Source organism: Phycisphaeraceae bacterium (assembly GCA_019636655.1).
In the GTDB taxonomy this organism is placed as follows: domain Bacteria; phylum Planctomycetota; class Phycisphaerae; order Phycisphaerales; family UBA1924; genus JAHBXB01.
In genome coordinates this window covers 43278-66457 of record JAHBXB010000005.1, presented here as the reverse complement: position 1 = coordinate 66457, position 23180 = coordinate 43278, and the positions used below count along the sequence as shown (strand labels likewise).

Annotated in this window: 16 protein-coding genes and 1 tRNA gene; 7 read left to right on the top strand and 10 right to left on the bottom strand. The window is 69.5% G+C overall.

Going from position 1 to position 23180, the window contains the following annotated elements:
* Positions 1 to 13 precede the first annotated feature (13 nt).
* On the top strand, positions 14 to 970 hold the full coding sequence (locus tag KF745_13170; protein ID MBX3359363.1) for an NAD(P)H-hydrate dehydratase: 957 nt from the start codon (positions 14 to 16) through the stop codon (positions 968 to 970).
* Between the two features lie 28 nt (positions 971 to 998).
* On the opposite strand, the gene KF745_13165 is transcribed toward KF745_13170, so the two are convergent.
* The 6 genes from KF745_13165 to rnhA all read right to left on the bottom strand — a co-directional run bounded on the left by KF745_13165 (position 999) and on the right by rnhA (position 8425).
* A complete protein-coding gene (locus tag KF745_13165; protein ID MBX3359362.1) occupies positions 999 to 1634 on the bottom strand; it encodes a prepilin-type N-terminal cleavage/methylation domain-containing protein in 636 nt (211 codons plus the stop codon).
* Entirely contained in the window at positions 1631 to 4492 is a 2862-nt protein-coding gene (locus KF745_13160; GenBank protein MBX3359361.1) for a hypothetical protein, read from the bottom strand. The genes KF745_13165 and KF745_13160 overlap by 4 nt, the downstream gene beginning before the upstream one ends.
* Before the next feature lie 65 nt (positions 4493 to 4557).
* A complete protein-coding gene (locus KF745_13155; protein ID MBX3359360.1) occupies positions 4558 to 5295 on the bottom strand; it encodes a prepilin-type N-terminal cleavage/methylation domain-containing protein in 738 nt (245 codons plus the stop codon).
* A gap of 68 nt (positions 5296 to 5363) precedes the next feature.
* The gene (locus KF745_13150; protein MBX3359359.1) at positions 5364 to 6590 is read right to left on the bottom strand and encodes a type II secretion system F family protein; all 1227 of its coding nucleotides are present in this window, start codon (positions 6588 to 6590) and stop codon (positions 5364 to 5366) included.
* A gap of 77 nt (positions 6591 to 6667) precedes the next feature.
* Positions 6668 to 7723, bottom strand: coding sequence for a type IV pilus twitching motility protein PilT (locus KF745_13145; protein MBX3359358.1), 1056 nt, complete (start codon positions 7721 to 7723; stop codon positions 6668 to 6670).
* A gap of 213 nt (positions 7724 to 7936) precedes the next feature.
* Positions 7937 to 8425 carry a ribonuclease HI gene (gene rnhA / locus KF745_13140; GenBank protein ID MBX3359357.1) on the bottom strand — a complete coding sequence of 163 codons (489 nt, stop codon included), beginning with the start codon at positions 8423 to 8425 and terminating at the stop codon, positions 7937 to 7939.
* An 80-nt stretch (positions 8426 to 8505) separates the two neighbouring features.
* Between rnhA and KF745_13135 the strand changes: the two genes are divergently transcribed.
* Entirely contained in the window at positions 8506 to 11898 is a 3393-nt protein-coding gene (locus KF745_13135) for a phosphoribosylformylglycinamidine synthase subunit PurS (protein MBX3359356.1), read from the top strand.
* Between the two features lie 15 nt (positions 11899 to 11913).
* On the opposite strand, the gene KF745_13130 is transcribed toward KF745_13135, so the two are convergent.
* From KF745_13130 to KF745_13120, 3 genes are all read right to left on the bottom strand, one after another.
* Positions 11914 to 12282 carry a hypothetical protein gene (locus KF745_13130; protein ID MBX3359355.1) on the bottom strand — a complete coding sequence of 123 codons (369 nt, stop codon included), beginning with the start codon at positions 12280 to 12282 and terminating at the stop codon, positions 11914 to 11916.
* A 175-nt stretch (positions 12283 to 12457) separates the two neighbouring features.
* Positions 12458 to 12820 (bottom strand): RNA-binding protein, encoded by a 363-nt coding sequence (locus tag KF745_13125; GenBank protein ID MBX3359354.1) that lies wholly within the window; start codon positions 12818 to 12820, stop codon positions 12458 to 12460.
* Between the two features lie 210 nt (positions 12821 to 13030).
* Positions 13031 to 13543, bottom strand: coding sequence for a DinB family protein (locus KF745_13120; protein MBX3359353.1), 513 nt, complete (start codon positions 13541 to 13543; stop codon positions 13031 to 13033).
* Positions 13544 to 13687: 144 nt separating this feature from the next.
* Here KF745_13120 and KF745_13115 point away from each other — a divergent pair, with 144 nt between their 5' ends.
* Positions 13688 to 15433, top strand: coding sequence for a hypothetical protein (locus KF745_13115; GenBank protein ID MBX3359352.1), 1746 nt, complete (start codon positions 13688 to 13690; stop codon positions 15431 to 15433).
* Between the two features lie 559 nt (positions 15434 to 15992).
* Here the strand turns inward: KF745_13115 and KF745_13110 are convergent.
* A complete protein-coding gene (locus tag KF745_13110; protein MBX3359351.1) occupies positions 15993 to 17255 on the bottom strand; it encodes a TCR/Tet family MFS transporter in 1263 nt (420 codons plus the stop codon).
* A 132-nt stretch (positions 17256 to 17387) separates the two neighbouring features.
* On the opposite strand from KF745_13110, the gene hflX reads away from it, so the two are divergent.
* The 4 genes from hflX to KF745_13090 all read left to right on the top strand — a co-directional run bounded on the left by hflX (position 17388) and on the right by KF745_13090 (position 23173).
* Entirely contained in the window at positions 17388 to 18827 is a 1440-nt protein-coding gene (gene hflX / locus KF745_13105; protein MBX3359350.1) for a GTPase HflX, read from the top strand.
* A gap of 59 nt (positions 18828 to 18886) precedes the next feature.
* Complete coding sequence (locus tag KF745_13100; GenBank protein MBX3359349.1) at positions 18887 to 20233, top strand: beta-propeller fold lactonase family protein; 1347 nt, start codon at positions 18887 to 18889, stop codon at positions 20231 to 20233.
* Between the two features lie 56 nt (positions 20234 to 20289).
* Positions 20290 to 20362, top strand: a tRNA-Thr gene (locus tag KF745_13095).
* An 87-nt stretch (positions 20363 to 20449) separates the two neighbouring features.
* Complete coding sequence (locus tag KF745_13090; GenBank protein MBX3359348.1) at positions 20450 to 23173, top strand: insulinase family protein; 2724 nt, start codon at positions 20450 to 20452, stop codon at positions 23171 to 23173.
* The last annotated feature ends 7 nt before the right edge of the window (positions 23174 to 23180 follow it).

Sequence of the window (23180 nt, the reverse complement as noted above, 5' to 3'; positions counted from 1 at the left end):
GCAGGCCCCTCTCATGCCCCAGCCCGAAGCGATCCTCATTCCTCGCCTCCCACAACGCGCCCCCGACGCCCACAAGGGCACCTTCGGCACTGTCGCCGTCGTCGGCGGCTGCGCCGGGGCCGACCTCCGCATGATCGGCGCCCCAGCGCTCGCCGCTCTCGCGGCGCTCCGCGCCGGGTCGGGTCTCGCCAAGATCGTCGCCCCCGCTCCCATCCTCGACGCCACCCTTCAGATCGCCCCGGTGGCCACCGGCATCCCTATCCCCGTTGATCCCCGCGGCATGATCCTCCCACACGAGGCCGCCGCCGCCATCGACCGCGCCGCCTCCGAGTGCACCTGCCTCGCCGTCGGCCCCGGCATGGGCCGCGGCGACGGCCCCCGCGCTGCGGCCCTCCGCGCTGTCCAGCAGGACCGCGTTCCCGTCGTCGTCGATGCCGATGCGCTCAACGCCCTCTCCGAGATCCCCCAACTCACCCGCGATCTCACCGCCCCCACCGTCATCACCCCTCACCCGGGCGAGTTCCGCCGCCTCGCCAAGGGCATGGGCATGAACGACGCCATGGGCCTCGATACCTCCCGCGAACGCGCGGCGGAACAGATGGCCCAACGCCTCGCCTGCGTCGTCGTCCTCAAGGGCCACCACACCGTCGTTTCCGACGGCGCCCGTACCTGGATCAACTCCACCGGCAACCCAGCCCTCGCCACCGGCGGCTCGGGCGATGTCCTGACAGGCCTGCTCGCCGCGATGATCGCCCAGTTTGTCCCCGCGCCGGCATCCCTACCGACCCGCGTCCCCACCCCTCGCCCGCCTGACCGCCCCCTCGACCTCTTCCAGGCCGCCGCCCTCGCCGTCCACATCCACGGCGACGCCGCCGACCTCTGGCGCACCGACAGCAACGCCTCCGGCGGCATGCTCGCCACCGACCTGCTCACCCACCTCCCCGCGGCGGTGCAGCGGCAGCGTTCGTAGCCAGATTCGAAAGGCCCAGCGAGCCGCCTTACTCCTGCACTTCCAGTTGCCGCGGCGTCGCCGAGGCCACCAGGCGGATCGTCGGCGTGTCCAACTGCCCGCCCGTTGCGATCGACTCATCGTCGTTTGGTTCGATCGTCAGGTCGAGCGTCGCCTTCACCAGCCGCGGGCCCGGCTCGTACTCCAGCAGGAACAGCGCCTCCCGCACACCCCTGAGCAGCGGCCGCTCCGATTCCACGGCCGCCGGGAGCGTCTCTGAGTTCAGCCGCACGTACCACAGTTCGTACTCCCCAGGCCGCCCCGCCACATCCCGGCGCTCGATGCGCGTAATCCGATCCACCCCCGCCAGCCGGTCCTCCTCCGACACAAACTCGATGAAGTTCGACGTCACGGGATTCTGCGCCGAATCAAAGAAATCCGCCGGGTACGGCCCGAACTCGCTCCCCGTCCGGATCAGCGACAGCATCCGGTGGATCACGATCCGCGACACCACGTGCGTCGACGCCGACTCCGTCGTGTGCTTGTACGACTTCCACGCCGCGTCCAGCGCCCCAAGCGTCGCCGTCAGCAGCAGCGCACTGATCGACAGCGCGATCAGCAACTCCACGATGCTGAACCCCGCGCGCCCTCGACGCCCCGTCGCTCCCTTCAGGTTCGTGCTCATCGGCGCCCCTCCCGGTAACTGTTCGACACGGGCACCGCCGACACCGGCAGCATGATCCCATCGGGCATCGGAAGGTTCGGATTCCAGTTCAGCGTCACCCGGCCATACCCGTAGAACGGCACCGCGGTCGACCCCGGCGGCTGGGCCTGGTCGCCCGGGACGTCGATCACCCCGTCCCCATCCGTGTCCCACCCCGCGATCCGCACCCCGCCGACCACCGGCAGCAGCGACGGATCGATGCTCTCGCCGTCACCGTCCGCCTGACCGAAGTACCCGATCGTCGCATTGAACCCCGCGGTGTTGCCCACCGGGTTCCCCAGCGGATCCTGCAGCGGTCCCTGCCCCGCCACGGGCGCGAAGGTCAGCAGCAGCGTCCCATCCACCGACGCCGTGCCGCGGATGTCCAGCACCCCGGCCACGATCGTCCCCGTCAGCCGGACGTCCTGCCCCGTCGGCCCGCCCACGAACGTGTCCGTCGGGCTGTTGAACTGCCCGATGTCCACCGAGTAGTTCGGCAGCATCATCGAACTCTTCTTGATCTCGCCCAGGTCGTCCGAGTTCGGGTTCAGGTCCGGGTTCGCCGGCTCGTCCGGGTGCTCGTCCGTGAACCGCGTGGACCCGGTGAACTGCATCTTGTTCCGAACGTGCGTGTACGCCTCCGGCGTGTCGCTCACCAGCGAGCCCACGAAGAGGCAGTTGTGGAACCGGATGTTGTTCGAATACAGCTTCGTGTTCCGCGCCGCCCCCGTCACCGTGTTCCCGTTGATCACCGGCGGATTGGGGAACTGGTCGTAGTTGCTCGGCCCGTCGCCGATCTGCCCGGTCGTGTACCGCAGGAAGTCGCTCTTGTCCAGCGGCTGCGTGTTCGCCACCGGGCGCCCCGCGGTCTCGTTCCAGTCCATCTTGCCATACAGCGACCAGTTCGGGTGCGTGTTCTGCGTCGCCGTCCTGACGTACGTCGCCCCGGCGAACGTGCAGTTGATGAACAGCCCGTTGTTGCCCGCAGGGATCTGCACGTTCTTGAAGTGCATGTTCTCGTACCGCGCCCGGTAGTAGTAGTCCGAGTACGCGGGCGCGTTGAACGGCACGTGCTCGTACAGGTGCCGCCCCGTCTGCGCGTACACCGCCGCATCGTCCAGGTCGCTCCGGAAGTACCGCGGCGCCGTCGGGTCCGTGCTCGCCTCGGTATACCCCGGCAGGTCCGCCGCGCCCACGCCCAGCTGCGCCGCCACCTGGTCCGCGAACGACGCCCCGTCCGCGGCCGCCCGCAGCGGCGTCTGCGAGTTCGTGAAACTCGCCGCCGACAGCGCCGGCGCCTCCCGGTCAGGAGCGTCATACCGCGTCGCCGACTGCCCGTCGGTCGGCACGATCGGCCCGCGCAGGTGCTGGTGCACGTCCCCCTGCGCCGTCTGCCACGCGCTCTGCGTCGCCGTGAACACCAGCCGGCCCTTCACCTTTGCGTACGCATCCTTCTTGTCGATCACCCCGTCCCGCCACCCCAGCACGCGATCCGGGTAAACCCCGTTGCGCGCATCAAAGTCCAGCAGCCGCTCCCCCGCGTCCCACCGCCCGTTGCGGTTGTCGTCCTCGAAGCCGAACACGCCGTTGCGGTTCCGGTCCGGCATGGCCGAGTCCAGCAGCAGCGCCAGGTCGTCGTCCGCCGTGAACTCCGGGCTCGAGCCCTCCGCCGGCGTCCCCGTCGTCAGGCGAGACGACAGCACCACCCGCCCGTCCCCGTTCGTGTCGTAGTGACTGATGAACACGTCGAACTCATCGACGTACCCATCCCCGGTCACGTCCGCGAACGCGTTGTCGGGCGCACCGTCACCGTCGAAGTCCTCCGGCTCGGGCATCCCCTGCCCCTCGATCGGATGCCCCACCCGCAGCCGGTTGTCCCCGTCAACGTCGTAGTCCGCCAGCTTGTCGAGCAGCCGCTGCAGCTTCGTGTCCAGGACCGGCGACATCCCCTTGAAGTCCGACCTCATCTCGATCGGATGCCCGTTGTTCTGCGTCACGTCGGTGTACCGCGCCCCCAACTTTCCGTTCACCAGCACGTTCTTCCCGATCATGATGCGGCTGGGGCTCAGCATCGCGTGCCGGTGCCGCTTCTCGATCCGGAAGTCCTGCTCCAGCACGCGCGACAGCGGCCGGTACCGGTTGTTCAGCCGGTCGTACGACCCCGTGTACGACGAGCCCAGGTCCGTCACGCTCGAGTACCCCGTCACGATCACCCGCACCCCGGTCCCCGTCGCGAGCGGCGCATACGTGATCTGGAACGCCGCCGGCCCGGACCCCTCGTCCGTCGCCGAGCCGTCCACCGCGATCGCCGGCGTCACCACCCAGTTGCTCCCCGAGTACACCGTGGTGTCCGTCCCCGACGGCGCCGTCGTCACCACCGGAGTGCTCACCACCCCAGGGATCGTCACCACGTTCCCGTCGGCCCCGTGGACGCTTACCAGCGCATCGGCGATGCCCCGCGGCGTCGCCCCCTCGCTGTGCCCGTCCTGCGGACCGAGCACCACGACCTGACCGTCCCCGCTCCCCAGCGTCCCGGCCCACAGCCGCGTGCCGTAGTCCTGGTCGATCGCGCCCTTCTCGATCACGAACCGCGCCGCCGCATCCGACAGCCGCTTCTTCGCGAGTTCCAGCCCCGTCTCCGCCGCGCCCATCGCGCGGATCACGTGCAGGTGCGTCTGCGCCGTGCGCAGGTTCCCCTTGCTCACGATCGCCATCGCCACCGCCAGCGAGCCGAAGAGCACGACGAACATCATCGCCAGCACGCTCGCCACGCCGCGCCTGGACCGCAGCCACGCCCTCTGCCGTCCCGTCGTCCGATTCCCTTGGCTTCGAACCTTCATCGCCTGGCCCCTGTCCGCCTCCGCGCCCAAACCCGCCACACCGACGACGCCGCTCCGCCGCGCCCTTATGGCACCACCCACACCACCGTCGCCACCGTCTGGGGCGCCGCGTCAAACGGCCCCTGGTACTGCACGATCACCGTCACCTGCAGAGGGAACTGATCCACCCGCAGACCCTCGAAGTCCGGCAGGTTCGGCGCCACCTCATACCCATGCGGCCTCACCGTCGAGAAGTTGAACGGATCGACCTTCTCCACCCGCACGATCTGCGACCACCCCTGCAGCGGCGCCGGGTTCCCCTCCCCGTCCAGCACCACCGTCCCATCGTTTAGAATCTGCGGGATCACGTTCCCAAACGCATCCACCGGCCCGGGCAGGTCCCCGTCGCTGACCAGCAGAGTCCCGCCCGGCCTGAACGTCATCCCGTCAAAGTCGTCGATGTCGTCAAAGTCCTGCACCCGGACCTCGCCCGGCTCCGGCCCCCACCCCACCACCACCGAGTTCCCCCCCGATGTCTGGATCGTCAGCCCCGTCACCGGGTCGTGCTTGGGCAGCTTCCGCGTCATCTCGCGGATCTCGTTCGCCAGGTACGCCGCCGTCGCCGCGTGCGTCGACCAGTCGTTGCTCTTCATGAACGCCTGCTGCGACTCGATCAGCGCCAGCACGCCGACGCCCACGATCACCGTCGTCAGCGCCGTCTCGATCAGCGTAAAACCGCGCCGGCCGCGCACCCGCCGCGCCGCCCGCCCCGCCCGCCTCGGGTTCTGATACTCACGCGCACCCAACGTGCCGCTCCTCGACATGGCCGTCCCCCTTCCGCGTCGGACGGCGCCTCCGCCCGCCCGATCCGCGCACATACCCCCTCTTTCGGTCACTTCACGATCGAACTCATCTTGAAGATGGGCAGGATGATCGCCATCGCGATAAACCCGACCACCGAGCCCATAAGAATGATCATGATGGGCTCGATCATCGACGTCACCGCCTTGATCCGGTCCTTCAGCAGCTTCGCGTAGTAGACCGATATCTCGTCGAGCACCTCGCCGAGCTTACCGGACTCCTCTCCCGCCGCGATCATCTGCACCACCGCGCGCGGCAGCAGCCGGCTCTTGGTCAGCGGCTGCGCGATCTTCTTGCCCTGCTTCACCGACGTGTACACGCTCCGCCACAAGTCCTTGTACAGCCGGTTCCCCGAGATGTCGCCCGTGATCGCGATCGTGTCCAGCATCGGCACGCCCGCGTTGATGAGCTGCCCCATCGTCTGCAGCGAGCGGCTGATGTACAGCGCCCGGAACATGCTCTTCACCACCGGCACGCTCAGCCGCATCCGGTCGAACCAGAACGCTCCCACGTCCGTCCGCGAGAACGCCCAGATCCCCGCCACCGCCGCCACCATCGCCCCCACCACGTAGTACCAGTGGTTCACCATGAACTCGCTCAGCCCCATCAGGAACTTCGTCGCCCACGGCAGCACGTCCTCCTTGCCCTGGAACACCGCCGCGAACTTCGGCAGCACGAACGTCAGCAGGAAGATCGTCACCGCCACCGCCATCGTCGCGATCACGCCCGGGTAGATCGCGGCGCCGATCACCATCTTCCGCGTCTCGATCTGCTGCCCGATGTACCCCGCGATCCGATCCAGCATCTCCGCGAACGAGCCCGACATCTCCGACGCCCGCACCATGTTCACGTACAGCGGCCCGAACAGCTTCGGGTGCCGCGCGATCGCCTCGGAGAACTGCTTGCCCGCCTCGACGTCCGTCTTCAGTCCCTGGATCACCTTCTTGAACGACGGGTGCTCCGTCTGCTCCGCGATCCCGTCCAGCGCCGCGCGGATGTTGATGCCCGCGCGGATCATCACCGCCAGCTGCGTCGTGAAGTCCAGAACATGCTTCTGCTTCGGCTTCCCCGCGTTCACACGCCCCAGCCACTCGGCCCAGCTCCCGTCAACCGCCCCGGCCTGCACCGGGTTCACCGCCAGCACGTGCGACCCCTGCGCCCGCAGGATCGCGGCGGCCGCCGCCGCGCTGTCCGCGGCCATCACGCCGATCTGCACCTCGCCGCGAGGGTTCCTGACCTGGAATCGATAGTTCGCCATGTCGTCTCACCAGCTCCCGGCCCCCGCGAGCACTCGATCCACACGCCACGACCCCCGGCGCTACCGGGGACGCCGACTCACGCCACCAGCGTCCGGTCCAGCTTGTCCGGGTACGCCGCCTGCGCGATCGCATCCTCGCGGCTGATCATCCCGTTGAAGTACAACTCCGCGATCGCCGTGTCCAGGCTCTTCATCCCGATCGCGCGGTTCGTCTCGATCACGTTCGGGATCTCGAACGTCCTCGCCTCGCGGATCAGGTTCCGCACCGCCGGCGTGCACAGCAGCACCTCGACCGCCGGGCACATCCCCGGCTTGTCGATCCGGCTGAACAGCGTCTGGCTCACCACCGCCTGCAGCGTGTTCGCCATCATCGAGCGGATCTGGTTCTGCTGTCCCGCGGGGTACATGTCGATGATGCGTTCCACCGTCTGCGACGCGTTGCACGTGTGCAGCGTGCTGAGCACCAGGTGGCCCGTCTCGGCGGCCGAGATCGCCAGCGCCGTCGTCTCCAGGTCGCGCATTTCGCCGACCAGGATGATGTCCGGGTCCTGACGCAGCGCGTGCTTCAGGCCCGACGCGAACGACGGCATGTCCTGCCCCAGCTCACGCTGCTCGATCACGCACCGGTTGCTCACGAACGAGTACTCGACGGGGTCTTCGAGCGTGATGATGTGCTTGCGGTACCGCTCGTTCATCGCCTGGATCATCGCCGCCAGCGTCGTCGACTTGCCCGAGCCCGTGTCCCCTGTCACCAGCACCAGCCCGCGCGGCAGGTACGTCAGCCGCGCGATGACCTCCGGCAGGTTCAGGTTCGCCAGCGGCGGAACCTTCGTCTTGATCATGCGCATCGCCAGCGCCGCCGAGCCGCGCTGCATGTGCGCGTTCACGCGGTACCGGGCCAGCCCCGGCATCTCGTACGAGAAGTCCGAGTCCTTCTGGCGGTCGAACGTCGCGATCGCCTCCTTCGGCGCCATCTCCTCGAACATCTTCCGCGTGTTCTCGGGGCTCAGCGCGGGGAAATCCATCGGCGTCATCACCGTGTGCACACGCACCATCGGCGGGTGGTTCGCGATCAGGTGCACGTCCGATGCATCGTTCTCGAACGCCGCCTTCAGGATGTCGCTCAGCTTCACCACGGTTCCGCCTCCTGCCCGCCCCACCCGACCAGCCGCCGCCCGGGCGGCCCGCGCCACCACGCCCCCTCGCAATCGGACTTCCGGACCCACCCCTTGACCGCTCCTTCCGCGCAAGCGGCGACAACCCTGCCGACTGGGCGGCCGAGCCCGTCACGTCCTTCCCTAATCCCTACAACCCCACCCCCCGGCCGCCCCTCGCACCCGCCGCACTCACCCTCCCCGCGCCCTCATCTTCTGGATCTCCGCCACCGCCAACTCGTCGCACCGCTCGTTCTCCGGGTGCCCCGAGTGCCCCTCCACCCAGTGAAAACTCACCTCGTGCCGCGTCCTCAGCCCATCCAGTTCCTGCCACAACTCCACGTTCTTCACCGGCTTCTTCGCCGCCGTCTTCCACCCACGCGCTTTCCACCCCGCCATCCATTCCGACAGCCCGTCCAGCACGTACTTGGAATCCGAGTACAACTCCACCCGTGCCGGCTTCTTGATCCACGCCAGCCCCTCGATCACCGCCCGCAACTCCATCCGGTTGTTCGTCGTGTCCGGCTCCCCTCCGGACTGCTCCACCACCTTCCCGCTCGCCGGATGCTTCAGCACGAACGCCCACCCGCCCGGACCGGGGTTCCCCGAGCACGCCCCGTCTGTGTACAACTCCACCCGCGGCTGTTCTGCCGCTCCGTCCTTGTTCGCGCTCGACGCCATGGCCGCCACTGTACCAGTGCCCCGCCCCTCCGGCCTCCTCCCCCTCCGTCCGCCCGCCTTCCTCTATAGGATGCCGCGCCATGCCATCCTCTCCCCCAGCGCCCGTCCACCGAATCGAAGTCTCGCCCCGCCCCACCCACGCCGACCCCATCGCCGACGCCCTCAAGCGCGACGCCGCGGCCCTTGGCATCGCCCTTTCCTCCGTCCGCTCCGCCCACGTCTACCTCGTCCAGGCCGCGCTCTCCGCCGCGCAGCTCGAGACCCTCCGCACGCGGCTGCTCGCCGACCCCGTCACCGAGATCGCCATCCTCGGCTCCTCCCCCGACCTCTGCGTCCCCGGCGCCCAACTCATCGAGGTCCACCCGCTCCCCGGCGTGATGGACCCAGTCGCGCAGTCCGTGCAGGACGCGATCCGCGACCTTTCCGGCGTCGACGCCAGGGTCTCCACCGGCTGGCGCTACGACCTCGCCGGAGACGGCCTCACTACCGATTCCGCCCGCCGCCTCGCCGCTCGCCTCCTCGCCAACCCCGTCATCCACCGCATCCACACCGAGCCATACCACCCCGAGACCTTCCCCCAGGGCCGCTCCCACGAGCACGCCGTCCGCAGCATCCCGCTCCTCAACCTCTCCGACGAGCAGCTCACCCGCCTCTCCCGCGACGCCCACCTCTTCCTCTCCCTCGATGAGATGCGCGCCATCCAGGCCCACTACACCTCCCTCTCGCGAGACCCCACCGACATCGAACTCGAAACCCTCGCCCAGACCTGGTCCGAGCACTGCGTCCACAAGACCCTCAAGAGTTCCATCCACTACCGCGCCGCCCCGGCCACCGACGATCCGATCACCTGGATCAACCGCCCCGGTCACGCCGTCGCCGCCGACGGCACCGTCACCATCAGCAACCTCCTCAAGTCCACCGTCGCCGCCGCGACCCACGAGCTCATTGCCCCAAAGGGCGGAGTCGACTGGACCCTCTCCGTCTTCGTCGACAACGCCGGCGTCATCGCCTTCGACGACACCACCGCCGTCTGCGTCAAGATCGAGACCCACAACCACCCCTCCGCCATCGAGCCCTACGGCGGCGCCGCCACCGGCGCCGGCGGCTGCATCCGCGACGTCATCGGCACCGGCCTCGCCGCCCGCCCCGTCGCCAACACCGACGTCTTCTGCGTCGCTTTCCCCGATCACTGGTCAGAGGCCGCCGCCGTCTCATCCCCAAGCCCGCAACCTTCCACCGCCCGGCCCGCGCTTCCTCTCCCTCCCAACACCCTCCACCCCCGCCGCGTCCTCTCCCAGGTCGTCGCCGGTGTCCGTGACTACGGAAACCGCATGGGGATCCCCACCGTCTCCGGCGCCGTCTCCTTCGACGACCGCTACATCGGCAACCCACTCGTCTTCTGCGGCTGCATCGGCGTCATGCCCCGGAGCCTCATCAAGGGCGCAGTCGGCGCCGGCGACCTGATCGTCGCCCTCGGCGGCCGCACCGGGCGCGACGGCATCCACGGCGCCACCTTCTCCTCCGCCGAACTCGAGCACACCTCCGCCGATGAGTTCGCCCACGCCGTGCAGATCGGCAACGCCATCGAAGAAAAGCGACTGCTTGATGCAATCATGCGGGCCAGGGACTACGCCCAGCCTCTTTCTACGAAGCAAACCGAACTCGATGACGTCGTCGCGCGACAGATGCGCGATCTTGGAATCCGTACCTATGCACGGCTCGGAATGGAGCATTTAAACCCAGGCGGCTACCACGAGATCATCGGCGCCGACGACGGACGCTTGTTCAGCATCAGCGCTGCGGGAACAACACCCCCGACAGACATCTCGAAGTTCATTGACCTCTATTCTCGCAGGCTCAAGCCCGTTGCCCGCTGGAACCGTAGCGGAGTCGCTGCGAGTGCCGAGCCAACCCCGCTCTTCACCGCTCTCACCGACTGCGGCGCCGGCGGCTTCTCTTCAGCCATCGGCGAGATGGCCAAGGACACCGGCGCCATTGTCCACCTCGACCGCGCCCCCCTCAAGTACGACGGCCTCTCCTACACCGAGATCTGGATCTCCGAGGCCCAGGAGCGCATGGTCCTCGCCGTCCCCCCCGCCAACCTCGAAGCCCTCAAGCAGATCTGCGCCGAGGAATCCGTCGAACTCGCCGTCCTCGGCGAGTTCCGCTCCCCGGCCCCCGCCCCAAACGCCCCCGCCTCCGCCGGCCCCGACCTCCAACTGCTCTTCCACGGCCAGGAAGTCGGCCGCCTCTCCATGCACTTCCTCCACGACGGCATCCCCACCCCGCACCGCGACGCCACCTGGCCCCCGCCCCACTCCCCGGCCCCCACGCCTCCCCGCACCTCCCACCCCCGCCCCCTCTCCGCCTCGCTCCTCGACCTCCTCGCCCACCCCTCCATCGCCTCCAAGCACTGGATCATCCGCCAATACGACCACGAGGTCCGCGGCAACACCCTCGTCAAGCCCCTCGTCGGCCCCGACTCCCGCGGCCCCTCCGACGCCTCCATCATCCAGCCCGTCCCCGGCTCCACACGCGCCCTCGCCATCTCCCAGGGACTCCAGACCGGCATCGGCGACCCCTCGCTCCGCGGCGACCCCTACCTCATGGTCCTCGCCGCCGTCGATGAGTGCGTCCGCAACCTCGTCTGCGTCGGCGCCGATCCCACACGCATCGCCATCCTCGACAACTTCTGCTGGCCCAGTTGCCAGAAGCCCCACCACCTCGGCGCCCTCGTCCGCGCCGCCGAGGGGTGCTACGACGCCGCCAAGGCCTACCGCACCCCCTTCGTCTCCGGCAAGGACTCCCTCAACAACCAACTCACCTACACCGACCCCGAGACCGGCCGCTCCCACACCGTCGAGATCCCCTACACTCTGCTCATCACCGGCATCGCCACCGTCCCCGATGTTGCCCGCTGCATCACCATGGACGCCAAGCGCCCCGGCAACCTCCTCCTCCTCGTCGGCGCAACCGCCCCGCACATGGGCGGCTCGCACTACCAGCACCTCTTCGGCCTCCCCGCCGCCCCGGGCCTCTCCGCCGCCGTCCCCGCCACCGACCTCACCCTCGGCCCACGCGCCGCCCTCGCCGTGCACGCCCTCATCCGCGCCAACCTCGTCCGCTCCGCCCACGATGTCTCCGACGGCGGCCTCCTCGCCGCGCTCGCCGAGATGCTCATCGCCGGTCACACCGATGCCGCCCCCATCGGCGCCTCAATCGACCTCGCCAAGGCCACCGTCACGGCCGCCCCACTCAACCCGATCGCCGTCGCCTTCGCTGAATCCCCCAGCCGCTACCTCATCGAGATCGCCGCGGCCGACCTCCCGGCCGCCGCGAAGATCCTCCACGACATCCCCCACGCCGTCATCGGCGAACTCGACGACTCCGGCTCCCTGATCGTCCGCGGCGAGCCCGCCCCGATCCCCGTCACCCGCCTCCGCGAAGCCTGGACTGGCACGCTCGATTGGTAGCGACCGTCGCCAGTCTCACGGCCTCGTCGTCGTCACCATCTGCGACCGCAACTCGAGGATCTCCTTCGCCTGCGTCTTGTACCCCTGCCGCTCGGCGTCTTTCGCCATCGTCGAGAACATCTCCGTCAGATACCCCTCCACGTCGAACCGCCCCGACGACCGCCTCCCGCCCATCGTGTAGTGGTGATCGAACGAATCCTTGTGGTGCTCCTCCACAAGCTGCAGGTACAGCCCCTCGTGGGTCTTGTAGTCCGGCAGCGACTGCAGCGCCGTCAGCACGTTCTCATGCATGATCTTCGACTGGTCGTCCTTGCGACCCAACTTCATCCAGATCACGCCGATCGCCACGGCCACCACAACCACGATCCCGATAATCCGTCCCATGCATCCGCTCCTGCCCCACCCACCCAACGCATTCTCCGAACATCTTCAGCCCAATTTGCGGCGACAACCTAACAAAACTCCGGCCACCACGCAACCCTCCTCCTTCAAAGAAAAGACCCCGCATCCTGCAATGCGGGGCCTTCACTTTCATGAAACCTTGCTTAACACAAGCCGCTTACCACCCCCCGCGACCCCCGCCTCCCCCACCACCATACCCACCCCGCCCGCCACCACCACCGCCCCCGTACCCGCCGCGTCCGCCGCCACCTCCGCCGAACCCACCCGATCGTGGCTCACGCGGCCTCGCCTCGTTCACCGTCAGGTCCCGCCCATCCACGTTCTTCCCATTCATTTCGTTGATCGCGTTCTCCGCGTCGCCGTCGTTCGTCATCTCGACAAACCCGAACCCGCGGCTGCGACCCGTCTCGCGGTCCATCACCACCGACGCCGACGACACCTCGCCAAACGGCTCAAACAGTGATCGCAGCGCCGAGTCATTCGTTCCGAACGAGAGGTTCCCAACGTAGAGCTTCTTCATAGTCCGACCTGATCCAATCCTGCCCGAGCACAATGAGAGTCTGAACCGCTGCCGCACCTCGGGCCTGATTGAGCGTCGGTCGAGCACGCCCCGGTCACGGGTCCACCCCGCACCGGCCGCGCGTGCATTCCCAACGAATATACCACACCCCCTCGTTCCGCCAATCCCCCAGTTCCCGGGTCGCCCCCTCACCGCCCGCCCCCTCCGCCCCTACGCCGGCTCCCGAACCCACATCATGTAGTCCACCTCCGGCGCCTCCCCGCCCACCTGCCGCAGCATGTTCACCGCCTGCGCCCGGTGATGGTGCGAATGCAGACACGCCTGCAGCACCATGTCCGACAACGTTGCCCTGAACACCCCGCCCTTGGAATCCCGGTACGCCTGCACCCGCCCCAGATCCCCCTCCGCCAGCGACCCGAGAAACCCGTCCCTCGACGCCCACGTCGCCGTGAACCGCTCCCGCAATGCCCCGATCCCCACCCGCTCCGATTCTGCCGGCCACTTCGGTTCCGCCACGCCCCCTTCTCGCCCATCCATCCACCGCCTCAGCCACGTCGCCTCGCCCGCATGGATGTGCAGCAGCGTCCGCCGCAGCGACCCCGGCCCCATCCCGATCACCCGATCCAACCCCTCGTCCACAACCCCCTGCGAACACTCCAGCACCCGCGTGTCGGCCCAATCCGAGTATCGAAACAGCGTCCACATCACCTCACCATTCAACATCGCCAGCCTCCAAGCCCCGCCCCACGCCAGCCTACGGCCTTCCCGACCCGGGGTTCTGACCTCACTCCCGACATTCCGGCAACCCCGGACCTTTTCATGACATAAACCCCTTAGGTCCAGCGTTCGTACTCAGGAGGGACCGCCATGAACCACCGCACCCCCGCCTTCCTCGCCGCGGCATCCGCTGTCGTCATCGGCCTCGGAGCCTGCGCCGCCAACGCTCTTCAATCCATCTCCGATTCTTCCGCCGCACAGCCGCCCGCGCAGCCCCTCTCCGAACCCCTCATCGAATCGATCGCCTCCGCCCAGGATCCCTCCGCCGCGATCCAGGCCTTCGCCGCGGCTGCCGCCGCCCTTCCCGGCTCCACCGCCGTCGCCTCCGCCTACGTCCAGCGCATGGTCGATTTCGGCCTCCCGGAGATGGCCGAGTCCCAGGCCCGCGAACTCACCCAGACCGACCCGACGAACCCGCTCCCTTGGTCCGTCAGCGCCTACATGTCCGCACGCCGCGGCCAACTCGGCCCCGCCTACACCGAGATCGCCGCCGCCGTCGACCGCGGCGGCTCCGATCCCTTCACCGTCCGCACCGCCGCACAACTCCTCGCGTGGTACGACAAAAACGCCGATCAGTCCACCATCCCCGATCCCACGCGCGCCGCCCTCGTCTCCGTCCGCCAGTCCCTCTCCACCAACCCCGAGTTCACCAGCGCCTACGACGCCGCCGTCGAGTCCTTCGCCGCCAGCCCCGCCCAGCCCGAGCCGCCCGCGCCCGAGCAACCCGCGCCCAGCGCGCCGGCCGCGCCCGCGTCAGAACCCATCGTGGTCCCCAACTCCACGCCCGCCCCCGCGCCGACGCAGCAGATCGTCTACGCCGACACCCTCCCCGTCTACGACACCGCCTACGTCGGCACCACCTACGTCTACGCCTCCCCCGTGATCTACCCCTACTACACCTACACCAACCCCTTCTACTACTGCAGCCCCTGGTGGTACTCGTCCTACCCCGTCTGGTGCCCCCCGCGCTACAGCGGCTCGTACTGCTGGAACGGCGGCTACGCCTGGAGCGGCGGCAACCGCTACTACGGCGGCAAGCCCCACGGCGGCGGAAACTGGAATGGCGGCAACTGGAATGGCGGAAACTGGAACGGTGGCGGCGGTCGCCCCCCGCAGGGCGCGCCCGGCGCTCCGCGCGGTATCGTGAGCGCCAGCGCCGCGACGCCCCCTGCGCCCACCTTCGCCCGGCCCGACCGCGGCGGCCCGCGCCTCACCGGTTCCCCCGTCGGCGCCGGCTCGCTCGCCGCCGCGCCGACCGGCTCGTCCCTCTCCACAGGCCGCACCGGCGCCGACCTCGTCGCCGCGCCCCGCGCCCCCTCTCGCCTCGGCAACGCCGTTCCCCCCACCGGCGGAGCACGCCCATCGGGCGTCGTGGCTCCCTCGGGCAACCGCGGCGCCGCCCCCCGCAGGACCCTGATCAGCGACAGCGCCGCCGTCGCCCCGATGCCCGGCTCCGCGCCGCGCTCCGGTCCCACCGGCGTCGCCCCCTCATCATCCCGCGGCGCCCGGTCGATCAGCATGCCCCCAGCCCGCGCCGCCTCGCCTGCCGCGTCGTCGAGCGCCCCGGTCACCATCCCGCGCCTCACCGGCTCGCCGTCCCGCCCCACGCGCTCGGCGGCCACACCCTCCGCGGTGCCGCGCAGCGCGATCCGCATGCCCACCGGCGGCGCCCGCCCCACCGCCACCTCCTCGTCGGCTCCGCAGGCGATCCGCAGCGCGGCCCCATCACGCGGCATCGGCCCCTCTCGCAGCGCCGCCCCGTCGCGGAGCGCCGGCCCATCGCGCGCCGCCGTCCCGCGCACCATCCGCATGCCCACCGGCGGCGCCCGCCGCTGACGCCGCTCCACCGCGGAGTCCTCGCACACAACTCCGGTCCTGTGCGCCAAATCGCGTCACTGCGACGCATCCCTCTTGCATCCACGCCGCCGCGCCGTATGGTCACGCGAGAGTGGCGCAGGTTGGTTGCCAGGGCAAGGGGGTGGGTGTGAACGCCGAAGATCGCCAGACACTGCTCGATTTCGTCAACGAGACCCTCGCCCTCCCCGAGGTCGCCTTCCGCTCCGAGTTCAAGCTCGAGGAACTCCTCGACTGGGCCCGCAACCCCGAGGTCGCAGCCACGCTCGATTCCCTCGAGTCGCTCGCCCTCCGCCGTGCCCGCCTCCTCGCCTCCCACGCCGCCGCCGACGCCGTCGCCCTGATGCACCGGCTCCTCGAGCAGTCTTCCAACGAGACCTCCCGCAAGTGCGCCGGCGCCCTGCTGCGCCTCGCCATGCCCGCCGCCCGCTCCCTCGCCCCCACCCCGGCCCCGCCTTCCATCGCCGAACCCCGCGACCCGCGCGACCGCCCCGAGCCCGAGCCCCGCCAGCCCTCTGCCGACGATCTCGCCCGCGAGGAACTACTCCGCCGCCGCCGCGCCAACCGCCTCCTCGGCTCCCTCCCCGCCGCCACGCCGCACGGCCCACCCCGCGATGATCCATCCGATTCCCGCCAGCCCGGCGCTGACGAAAAAACTCGCCCCGGGCATGTTGAACGCGGCGTGGCCGCCGATCGCGTAACCAAGCACCGTGCCGCCGACCGGCGGCCCCAGGATCCCGGCGATGCTCTGCAGGCTCGTCAGCGCGCCCTGGATCTCCCCCTGCTCGTCCGGCCTCACAGCCCGGGTGATGAGAGCCTGCCCGGCCGGCTGGCTGATCCCACCCAGCGACCCGATGGCGATCACCACGAAGATCATCCACCCCTCGGTCGCCATCCCGTATCCGATGTAACTCAGCACCCCCAGCGCCAGCCCGAGCATCAGCGACCGCCGCTCCCCCAGCGCCGGGATGATCTTCCGCGCCAGCCCGCCCTGCACGACAGCGGCCCCGATCCCGACGGCGAACAGCGACAACCCGACCTTCTCCGACTCCCACCCGTAGCGATGCCCGGTGTACAGGACCCACGTGGCATGCAGCGCGAACTGCGCCATGTTCAGCATGAACATCGCAATCGCGAGCCCGGTCACCAACGGGTACCGCCCGACCGCGTGCAGCGCGCCGACGGGGTTCGCCCGCGCGAGGCTGAACCGCCGACGCCGATCCTCCGGCAGCGACTCGGGCAGCACCCACAACCCGTACAGCCAGTTCAACAGCGTCAGCCCCCCGGCCACGAAGAACGGCAACCGGATGTTCACTCCTCCCAGCACCCCGCCCAGCAGCGGCCCGATCACGAACCCCAGCCCGAACGCGGCCCCGACCATGCCGTAGGCTGCGGCCCGCTTCTGCGGCGGGGTGACATCGGCGATGTACGCGTTGGCGACGGTCAGGCTCGCCCCGGACAGCCCGTTGATCGCCCGTGTGATGAACAGCCACGTGAGGGTTGGCGAGAGCGCCTGCGCGAAGAAGTCGATCCCCGAACCCAGCAGCGAGACCAGCAGCACCCGCCGCCGTCCGAAGTGGTCCGACAGGCACCCCAATGTTGGCGCCAGCAGGAACGACATTGTGTACCACGTGGTCATCAGCAGCGCGACCTTCGGCGCGGCCTCGGCCTCGGTCCCCCCGAGCCCGCCGTGCAGCAGCGACTCCACGAGTTTGGGCCCGACCGGAATCAGCAGCCCGAACCCCAGCACATCCAGGGCGATCGTCACCAGGATGAACCCCAGCCCGGGCTTGCGCGACCGCATCAACCGCTCCCGACGCCCCACCCGCCCAAACCGGATCGCAGCCTAGCACCCGCGAACCCCGCGCCTCCAACACCTCAGCGCATAACGTGTAGCCCCGCCTCCCACCACGCCACCGCCCCGCAACCCCCACCCGTGCCGCAACCCAAAGACCCCACCATCAAGGTCCAATCCGAACGCGCCGTCCTCGCGGCCGTCCGGCTCCCCACCTCCCGCTACGACCTCCGCGACCCTTTCGGCGAACTCCGCTCCCTCGCCGAGCAGGCCGGCGCCATCGTCGTCGGCGAACTCGAACAGCGCGCCCAAAAGCCCGTCTCCGCCACCTTCATGGGCTCGGGCAAGGTCGACGAACTCAAGGCCTTATGCGAGTCCCTCAACGCCTCCACCGTCATCTTCGACCACGAACTCTCCCCATCCCAGATCGCCAACATCGAGGAGACCGTCGGCAAGAAGGTCATCGACCGCTCCGAACTCATCCTCGACATCTTCGCCTCCCGCGCCACCACCCACGAGGCCAAGCTCCAGGTCGAACTCGCCCAGCTCGAATACACCTACCCCCGCCTCCGCGCCATGTGGGACCACCTCGAACGCATCGTCGGCCACGGCGGAATCGGCGGCATCGGAACCCGCGGCCCCGGCGAACAACAGCTCGAGATCGACCGCCGGCTCGTCCAGAAACGCCGCCTCGCCCTCGAAGGCGAACTCGCCGAGATCCACGCCCGCAAACGCCGCATGGTCCGCGACCGCCGCGCCGACAACTTCACCGTCTGCATCGTCGGCTACACCAACGCCGGCAAGTCCACCCTCTTCAACACCCTCACCACCGGCGGCGCCTACGCCGACGACCGCCTTTTCGCCACCCTCGTCACCCGCACCCGCAACTGGGACCTCACCCCGCCCGCCGCCGCCGACAACGCCGAGGCGCCGGGCGGCGGTCTCAAGGTCATGCTCTCGGACACCGTCGGCTTCGTCCGCGACCTCCCGCACGACCTCGTCGCCTCCTTCCGCGCCACCCTCGAGGAAGCCACCCACGCCGACCTGCTCATCATCGTCCTCGACGCCTCCGATCCCGCGGCGGAAATGCAGTACCAGACCGTCACCGAGACCCTCGACCACCTCCTCGATGACGCCCGCGAGGACGACCTCAGGTCCCGCCGCTCCGATCCCGACGCCCGGCTCGATGCCTGGAAGCCCCCCGAGCGTCTCCTGCTCCTCAACAAGGTCGACCGCCTCGACGACAACCGCAACCTCCTCGTCTGGGAACGCCAGGTCCCCGGCTCGATCGCCATCTGCGCCCGCGACGCCGCCGACCCCGGCCTCGAAGCCCTCCGCGCCCGCGTCCGCGCCCTGGCCCAGGGCGGCGTCGCCGAGGTCGAGATCACACTCCCGCTCGAAGCTGGCCGCGCCGTCCAACTCATCGAGACCCTCGCCACCGTCCTCAGCCGCGACTACGAGAACGGCGCCGCCGTCATCCGCTGCCGCATCGGCCACCGCCAACTCGACCAGGTCCGCTCGGTCGCCGGCCGCGCCGTCGCCATCCGCACCCTCCGCGGCGCCACCGAACCGGGCGGGTAACATCTCTGATTACGTGGGGCGTCGTCGTGACCTCGTTACGCCATACCAGGAGCAGTCCCATGACCACCGGACTCCCCGCCCCCCGTCCCCTCACCCTCCTCCTCGCCGCCGCCGCGCTCGCCGCGGCCCCCCTCTCCACCGCCTCCGCCCAGGCCACCTTCCGCGCCGTCTTCGTCGGCCATTACTACTTCAACTCCCAGACCGGCGCCGGCGGCACCGTCGCCTCCCTCCGCGTCAACCCCGACGGCACGCTCACGCTGCTCGGCAACGCCGACTCCGGACCGTGGACCCAATCCCTCGCCCTCTCCCCCTCCGGCCGCTGGCTCGCCGCCGCGGCGGGCACCTCCGCCACGCAGTTCGAGGAGGTCCGCCTCTTCCGCGTCAACGCCGATGCCTCCCTCACCCTCCACCACCAGGCCCTCGTCCCCGACAGCCCCCTCGCGATGGTCTGGATCACCGACGACCTCATCGCCATCACCGCCACCCAGCTCGGCGGCTCGTCCGTCGGCATCTACCGCTGGAACCCCGACGCCCCGTCGCTGCTCCAGCGCGACCGCAAGAGCACCGGCTCGTTCAACTCCGCCCTCGCCTACCACCCGAGCCGCCCCTACCTCTACACCCAGAACTCCCAGACCAGCCTCGAAGTCCGCCAGTGGCTCATCAGTTTCGACGACGCCACCTACGGCATGCTCACCGACGCCGGCGCCACCCCGCTCGCGCACTACCCGCTGAACATCATCACCACCGGCACCGGCGAGTTCATGTACGCCGGCGGCGGCATCAGCGGCGACCGCCACGCCATCCTCGGCTTCGGCCTCGATACCGACGGCCAGCCACCGGTCGCGATCCCCGGCTCCCCCTTCACCAGCCCCGGCAACTCCCCCGCCTACCTCGCGAGCAACGGCGACGACCGCTTCGTCCTCGTCGGCCACGGCACCGACGCCACGCTCCGCTCGTTCGAGGCCAGTTCCACCGGCGTGCTCACCTCCACCGGCAACTCGTTCCTCGTCCAGAACCTCCAGGGCGCCATCGGTGAGGTCGCCTCGCTCCGCGACCTGGTCTTCGTCACCGACGACACCTCGGCCCTCGACGGCGTCCAGGGCATCTACTCACTGCGTCTGGGCCCCACCGGCACGCTCTCACCCATCGGCGGGCTCGTCTACACCGGCACCCCCCGCCCCGAAGGAGGCATCGCCGTCTGGAACCCCACCACCGTCTGCCCCGGCGACTACAACGGCAATGGCGAGATCGACCCCGTCGACCTGGCCGACTTCATCAACGCCTGGACCACCGGCCTCACCGACGGCTCGCTGTACGCCGACGCCGACGGCGACCGCACCCACGGCCCAACCGATATCGCAGTCTTCGTGCAGCAATGGCTCTCAGCCGTCCAGAACGGCTGCTGACGCAGCCAGAGGGGGTGGACTTCCGCAACCCACGGGCCGATACTCATGGGCCTTTCGCCACCCTAGCTCAGCTGGTAGAGCGATGCTTTCGTAAAGCATAGGTCGTCGGTTCAAATCCGATGGGTGGCTTTCAGGGGAACAGGGGGGCTGGGGATGGGGCATCAACTCACATATCAACCGCCCGCGCGCCGGGCGCTGAGCCTGTACGATCAGGCCATGCGATACCTCATTGCCGCCTGCCTCCTCCTGCTCACCGCCGCCCTGGCGCCCGCGCAGCACATCAAGTACGAGAAGTACACCCTCCCCAACGGCCTGACGGTGATCCTCCACGAGGACCACTCCCTCCCGGTCGCCAGCGTGAACCTCTGGTACCGCGTCGGCGCCAAGGAAGAGCCCCCCGGCCGCTCCGGCTTCGCCCACCTCTACGAGCACCTGATGTTCATGGGCACCCGCCGCGTGCCGGGCAGCGACTTCGACATCGTCATGGAGAGCGGCGGCGGCTCCAACAACGCCTCCACCTCGCTCGACCGCACCAACTACTACTCCTCCGGCCCCTCGTCGCTCCTCCCGACGCTGCTGTGGCTCGACGCCGACCGGCTCGAGGACCTCGGCAAGACCATGGACCAGGCCAAGCTCGACAAGCAGCGGGACGTGGTCCGCAACGAGATCCGCCAGCAGGTGGAGAACACCCCCTACGGCAAGGCCGGCGAGTTCATCTACCGGCTGCTGTACCCGCAGGGCCACCCGTACCACAACGCCGTCTACGGCACGCACGAGGACCTCGAGGCCGCCACCGTCGCCGACGTCCAGGACTTCTTTGCCACCTACTACGTGCCGCGCAACGCGTCGCTGGTCGTCGCGGGCGACTTTGACTCCGCGGCGATCAAGCCGCTGATCCACGACCTGTTCGCGACCATCCCCGCCGGGCAGGAGCCGCCGCAGCGCACCGCGCCCCCCGCCACGCTCGCCGGCGTGGCCCGCACCACCATGCTCGACAAGTGCCAGCAGCCCAAGATCCTGATGGCGTGGCACGCGCCCGCCGCGTACGCCCCCGGCTCCGCGGAGATGGACCTCGCGGCGGAGATCCTCGCCGAGGGCAAGGCCTCGCGCCTGTACAAGCGGCTGGTGATCGACGACGCCACCTGCGTGGACGTCAGCGCGTTTGTCGACTCCAACGTGCTCGGGTCGCAGTTCTTCGTGGAGGTCTACGCCAAGCCCGGCGCCGATCTGGGAGCGGTCGAGAGCGCGGTCGACGAGGAGATCGCCCGGCTGTGCGCCGGCGGCCCCACGCCCGAGGAGCTCACGGAGCGACAGGCCACCACCGAGATGGCGATGCTCGCCAGGCTGCAATCGGTGCAGGCCAAGGCGGACCAGCTCAACGCGTACCAGTACTACCTCGGCGAGCCCGACTCGTTCGCCCGCGATCTGCAGCGCTTCCGCGATGCGACTCCGGCGACGGTCAAGGACTGGGCGGCCCGCACGCTCACGCCCAGCGCCCGGGCCATCATCTGGGTGCTCCCGGAGGAATCCGAGCAGCCGCCCTCCGCACGCGACACTCGCCCGGCGGACCTCGCCGCGAAGCCGTTTGCCCCGCCGTCGCCGGCTCGGTTCACGCTGGCCAGCGGCGTCCCGGTCATGCTCTGGCAGCGCGACGACCTGCCGCTGGTCGCGATGGATGTGCTCTTCGCGGGGGCCCCGGTGCGCCTGCCGGTCGATCGCGCCGGGCTGGCCTCGCTCACCGCGTCCATGCTCGGCGAGGGGGCGGGCGACCTCGATTCGGTCGCGTTCAGCAAGGCCATCCAGTCCCTCGGCGCCAGCTTCGCCTCGGGCGCCGACCGCGACGACGCCGCGGTTTCGATCACCGTGCTGCGCCGCAACTTCCCGCAGGCGGCCCGGCTCGTTGCCGACGCGATCCTGCGGCCGCGGATGAACGCCAAGGACTTCGACCGCGTCAAGGGGCTGCAGCTCGAGGGCCTCCGGCAAGAGGACGACGAGCCCACGGTGGTCGCCTCTCGCGTCGGCCTGCGCACGCTCTTTGGCGATGCCAACCGGTACGGCTGGTCCTCCGAGGGAACCCCGGCCAGCGTGGAACCGCTCACGCTCGCCGATGTGAAGTCGGCGTACCGCGAGATGTACACCCCGGACCTCGCCGCGATCCTCATCGCCGGCAACATCTCGGAGTCCGACGTCCGCGCGACGCTTGGCCCCCTCTTCGAATCCTTCCGGCCGACGGGAACACCGCCCTCCCGGCCCGCCACATCGCCGATCCCCATGGCGGATGCTCCGCGGGTGGTGCTCGTCGATCGCCCCGGCGCGGTGCAGACGGTGATCCGGTTCATCATGCCGGGGCCGAAGATGGGCGACCCTGAGCGTGTGCCCTACGAGGTGCTGTCGACGCTGCTGGGCGGGTCGTTCACCAGCCGGCTGAACCAGAATCTCCGCGAGGAACACGGCTACACCTACGGCGCCCGCGCCGGGTACACCATGGGCCCAACACAGGGGTACTTCGTCGCGACGTCGTCGGTCAAGGCCGATACCACAGGCCCGGCGCTCGCCGAGTTCCTGAAGGAGTTCGCGCGCCTCCGCGGCTCCGCGGCGATGGCCGCTGAACCGATCCCGGAGGACGAGGTCGAGAAGGCCCGGCAGACGGTCCGAACCAACACGATCAACGCGTTCGCCGGGCTTCGCGGGATCATCGCGCAGGCCGCGGAGCGGCGCTCGGCGGGGCTGGAGTTCGACACGATCGCCGCGGACATGGCGGGGCTGGCCTCGGTGTCGGCGGGCGAACTCTCGGCGATCTCGCCCGGCGCGATCCCGCTGGAGAAGGGGGTGCTCGTGCTCGTCGGCGACAAGGAACTCATCATGGAGCAGATCAAGGGTTCGGGGTTGCCCGAGCCGGTGGAGGTGACGGCCGCGGGCGACCCGGTGAAGCCGCGGTAGCGCGGCG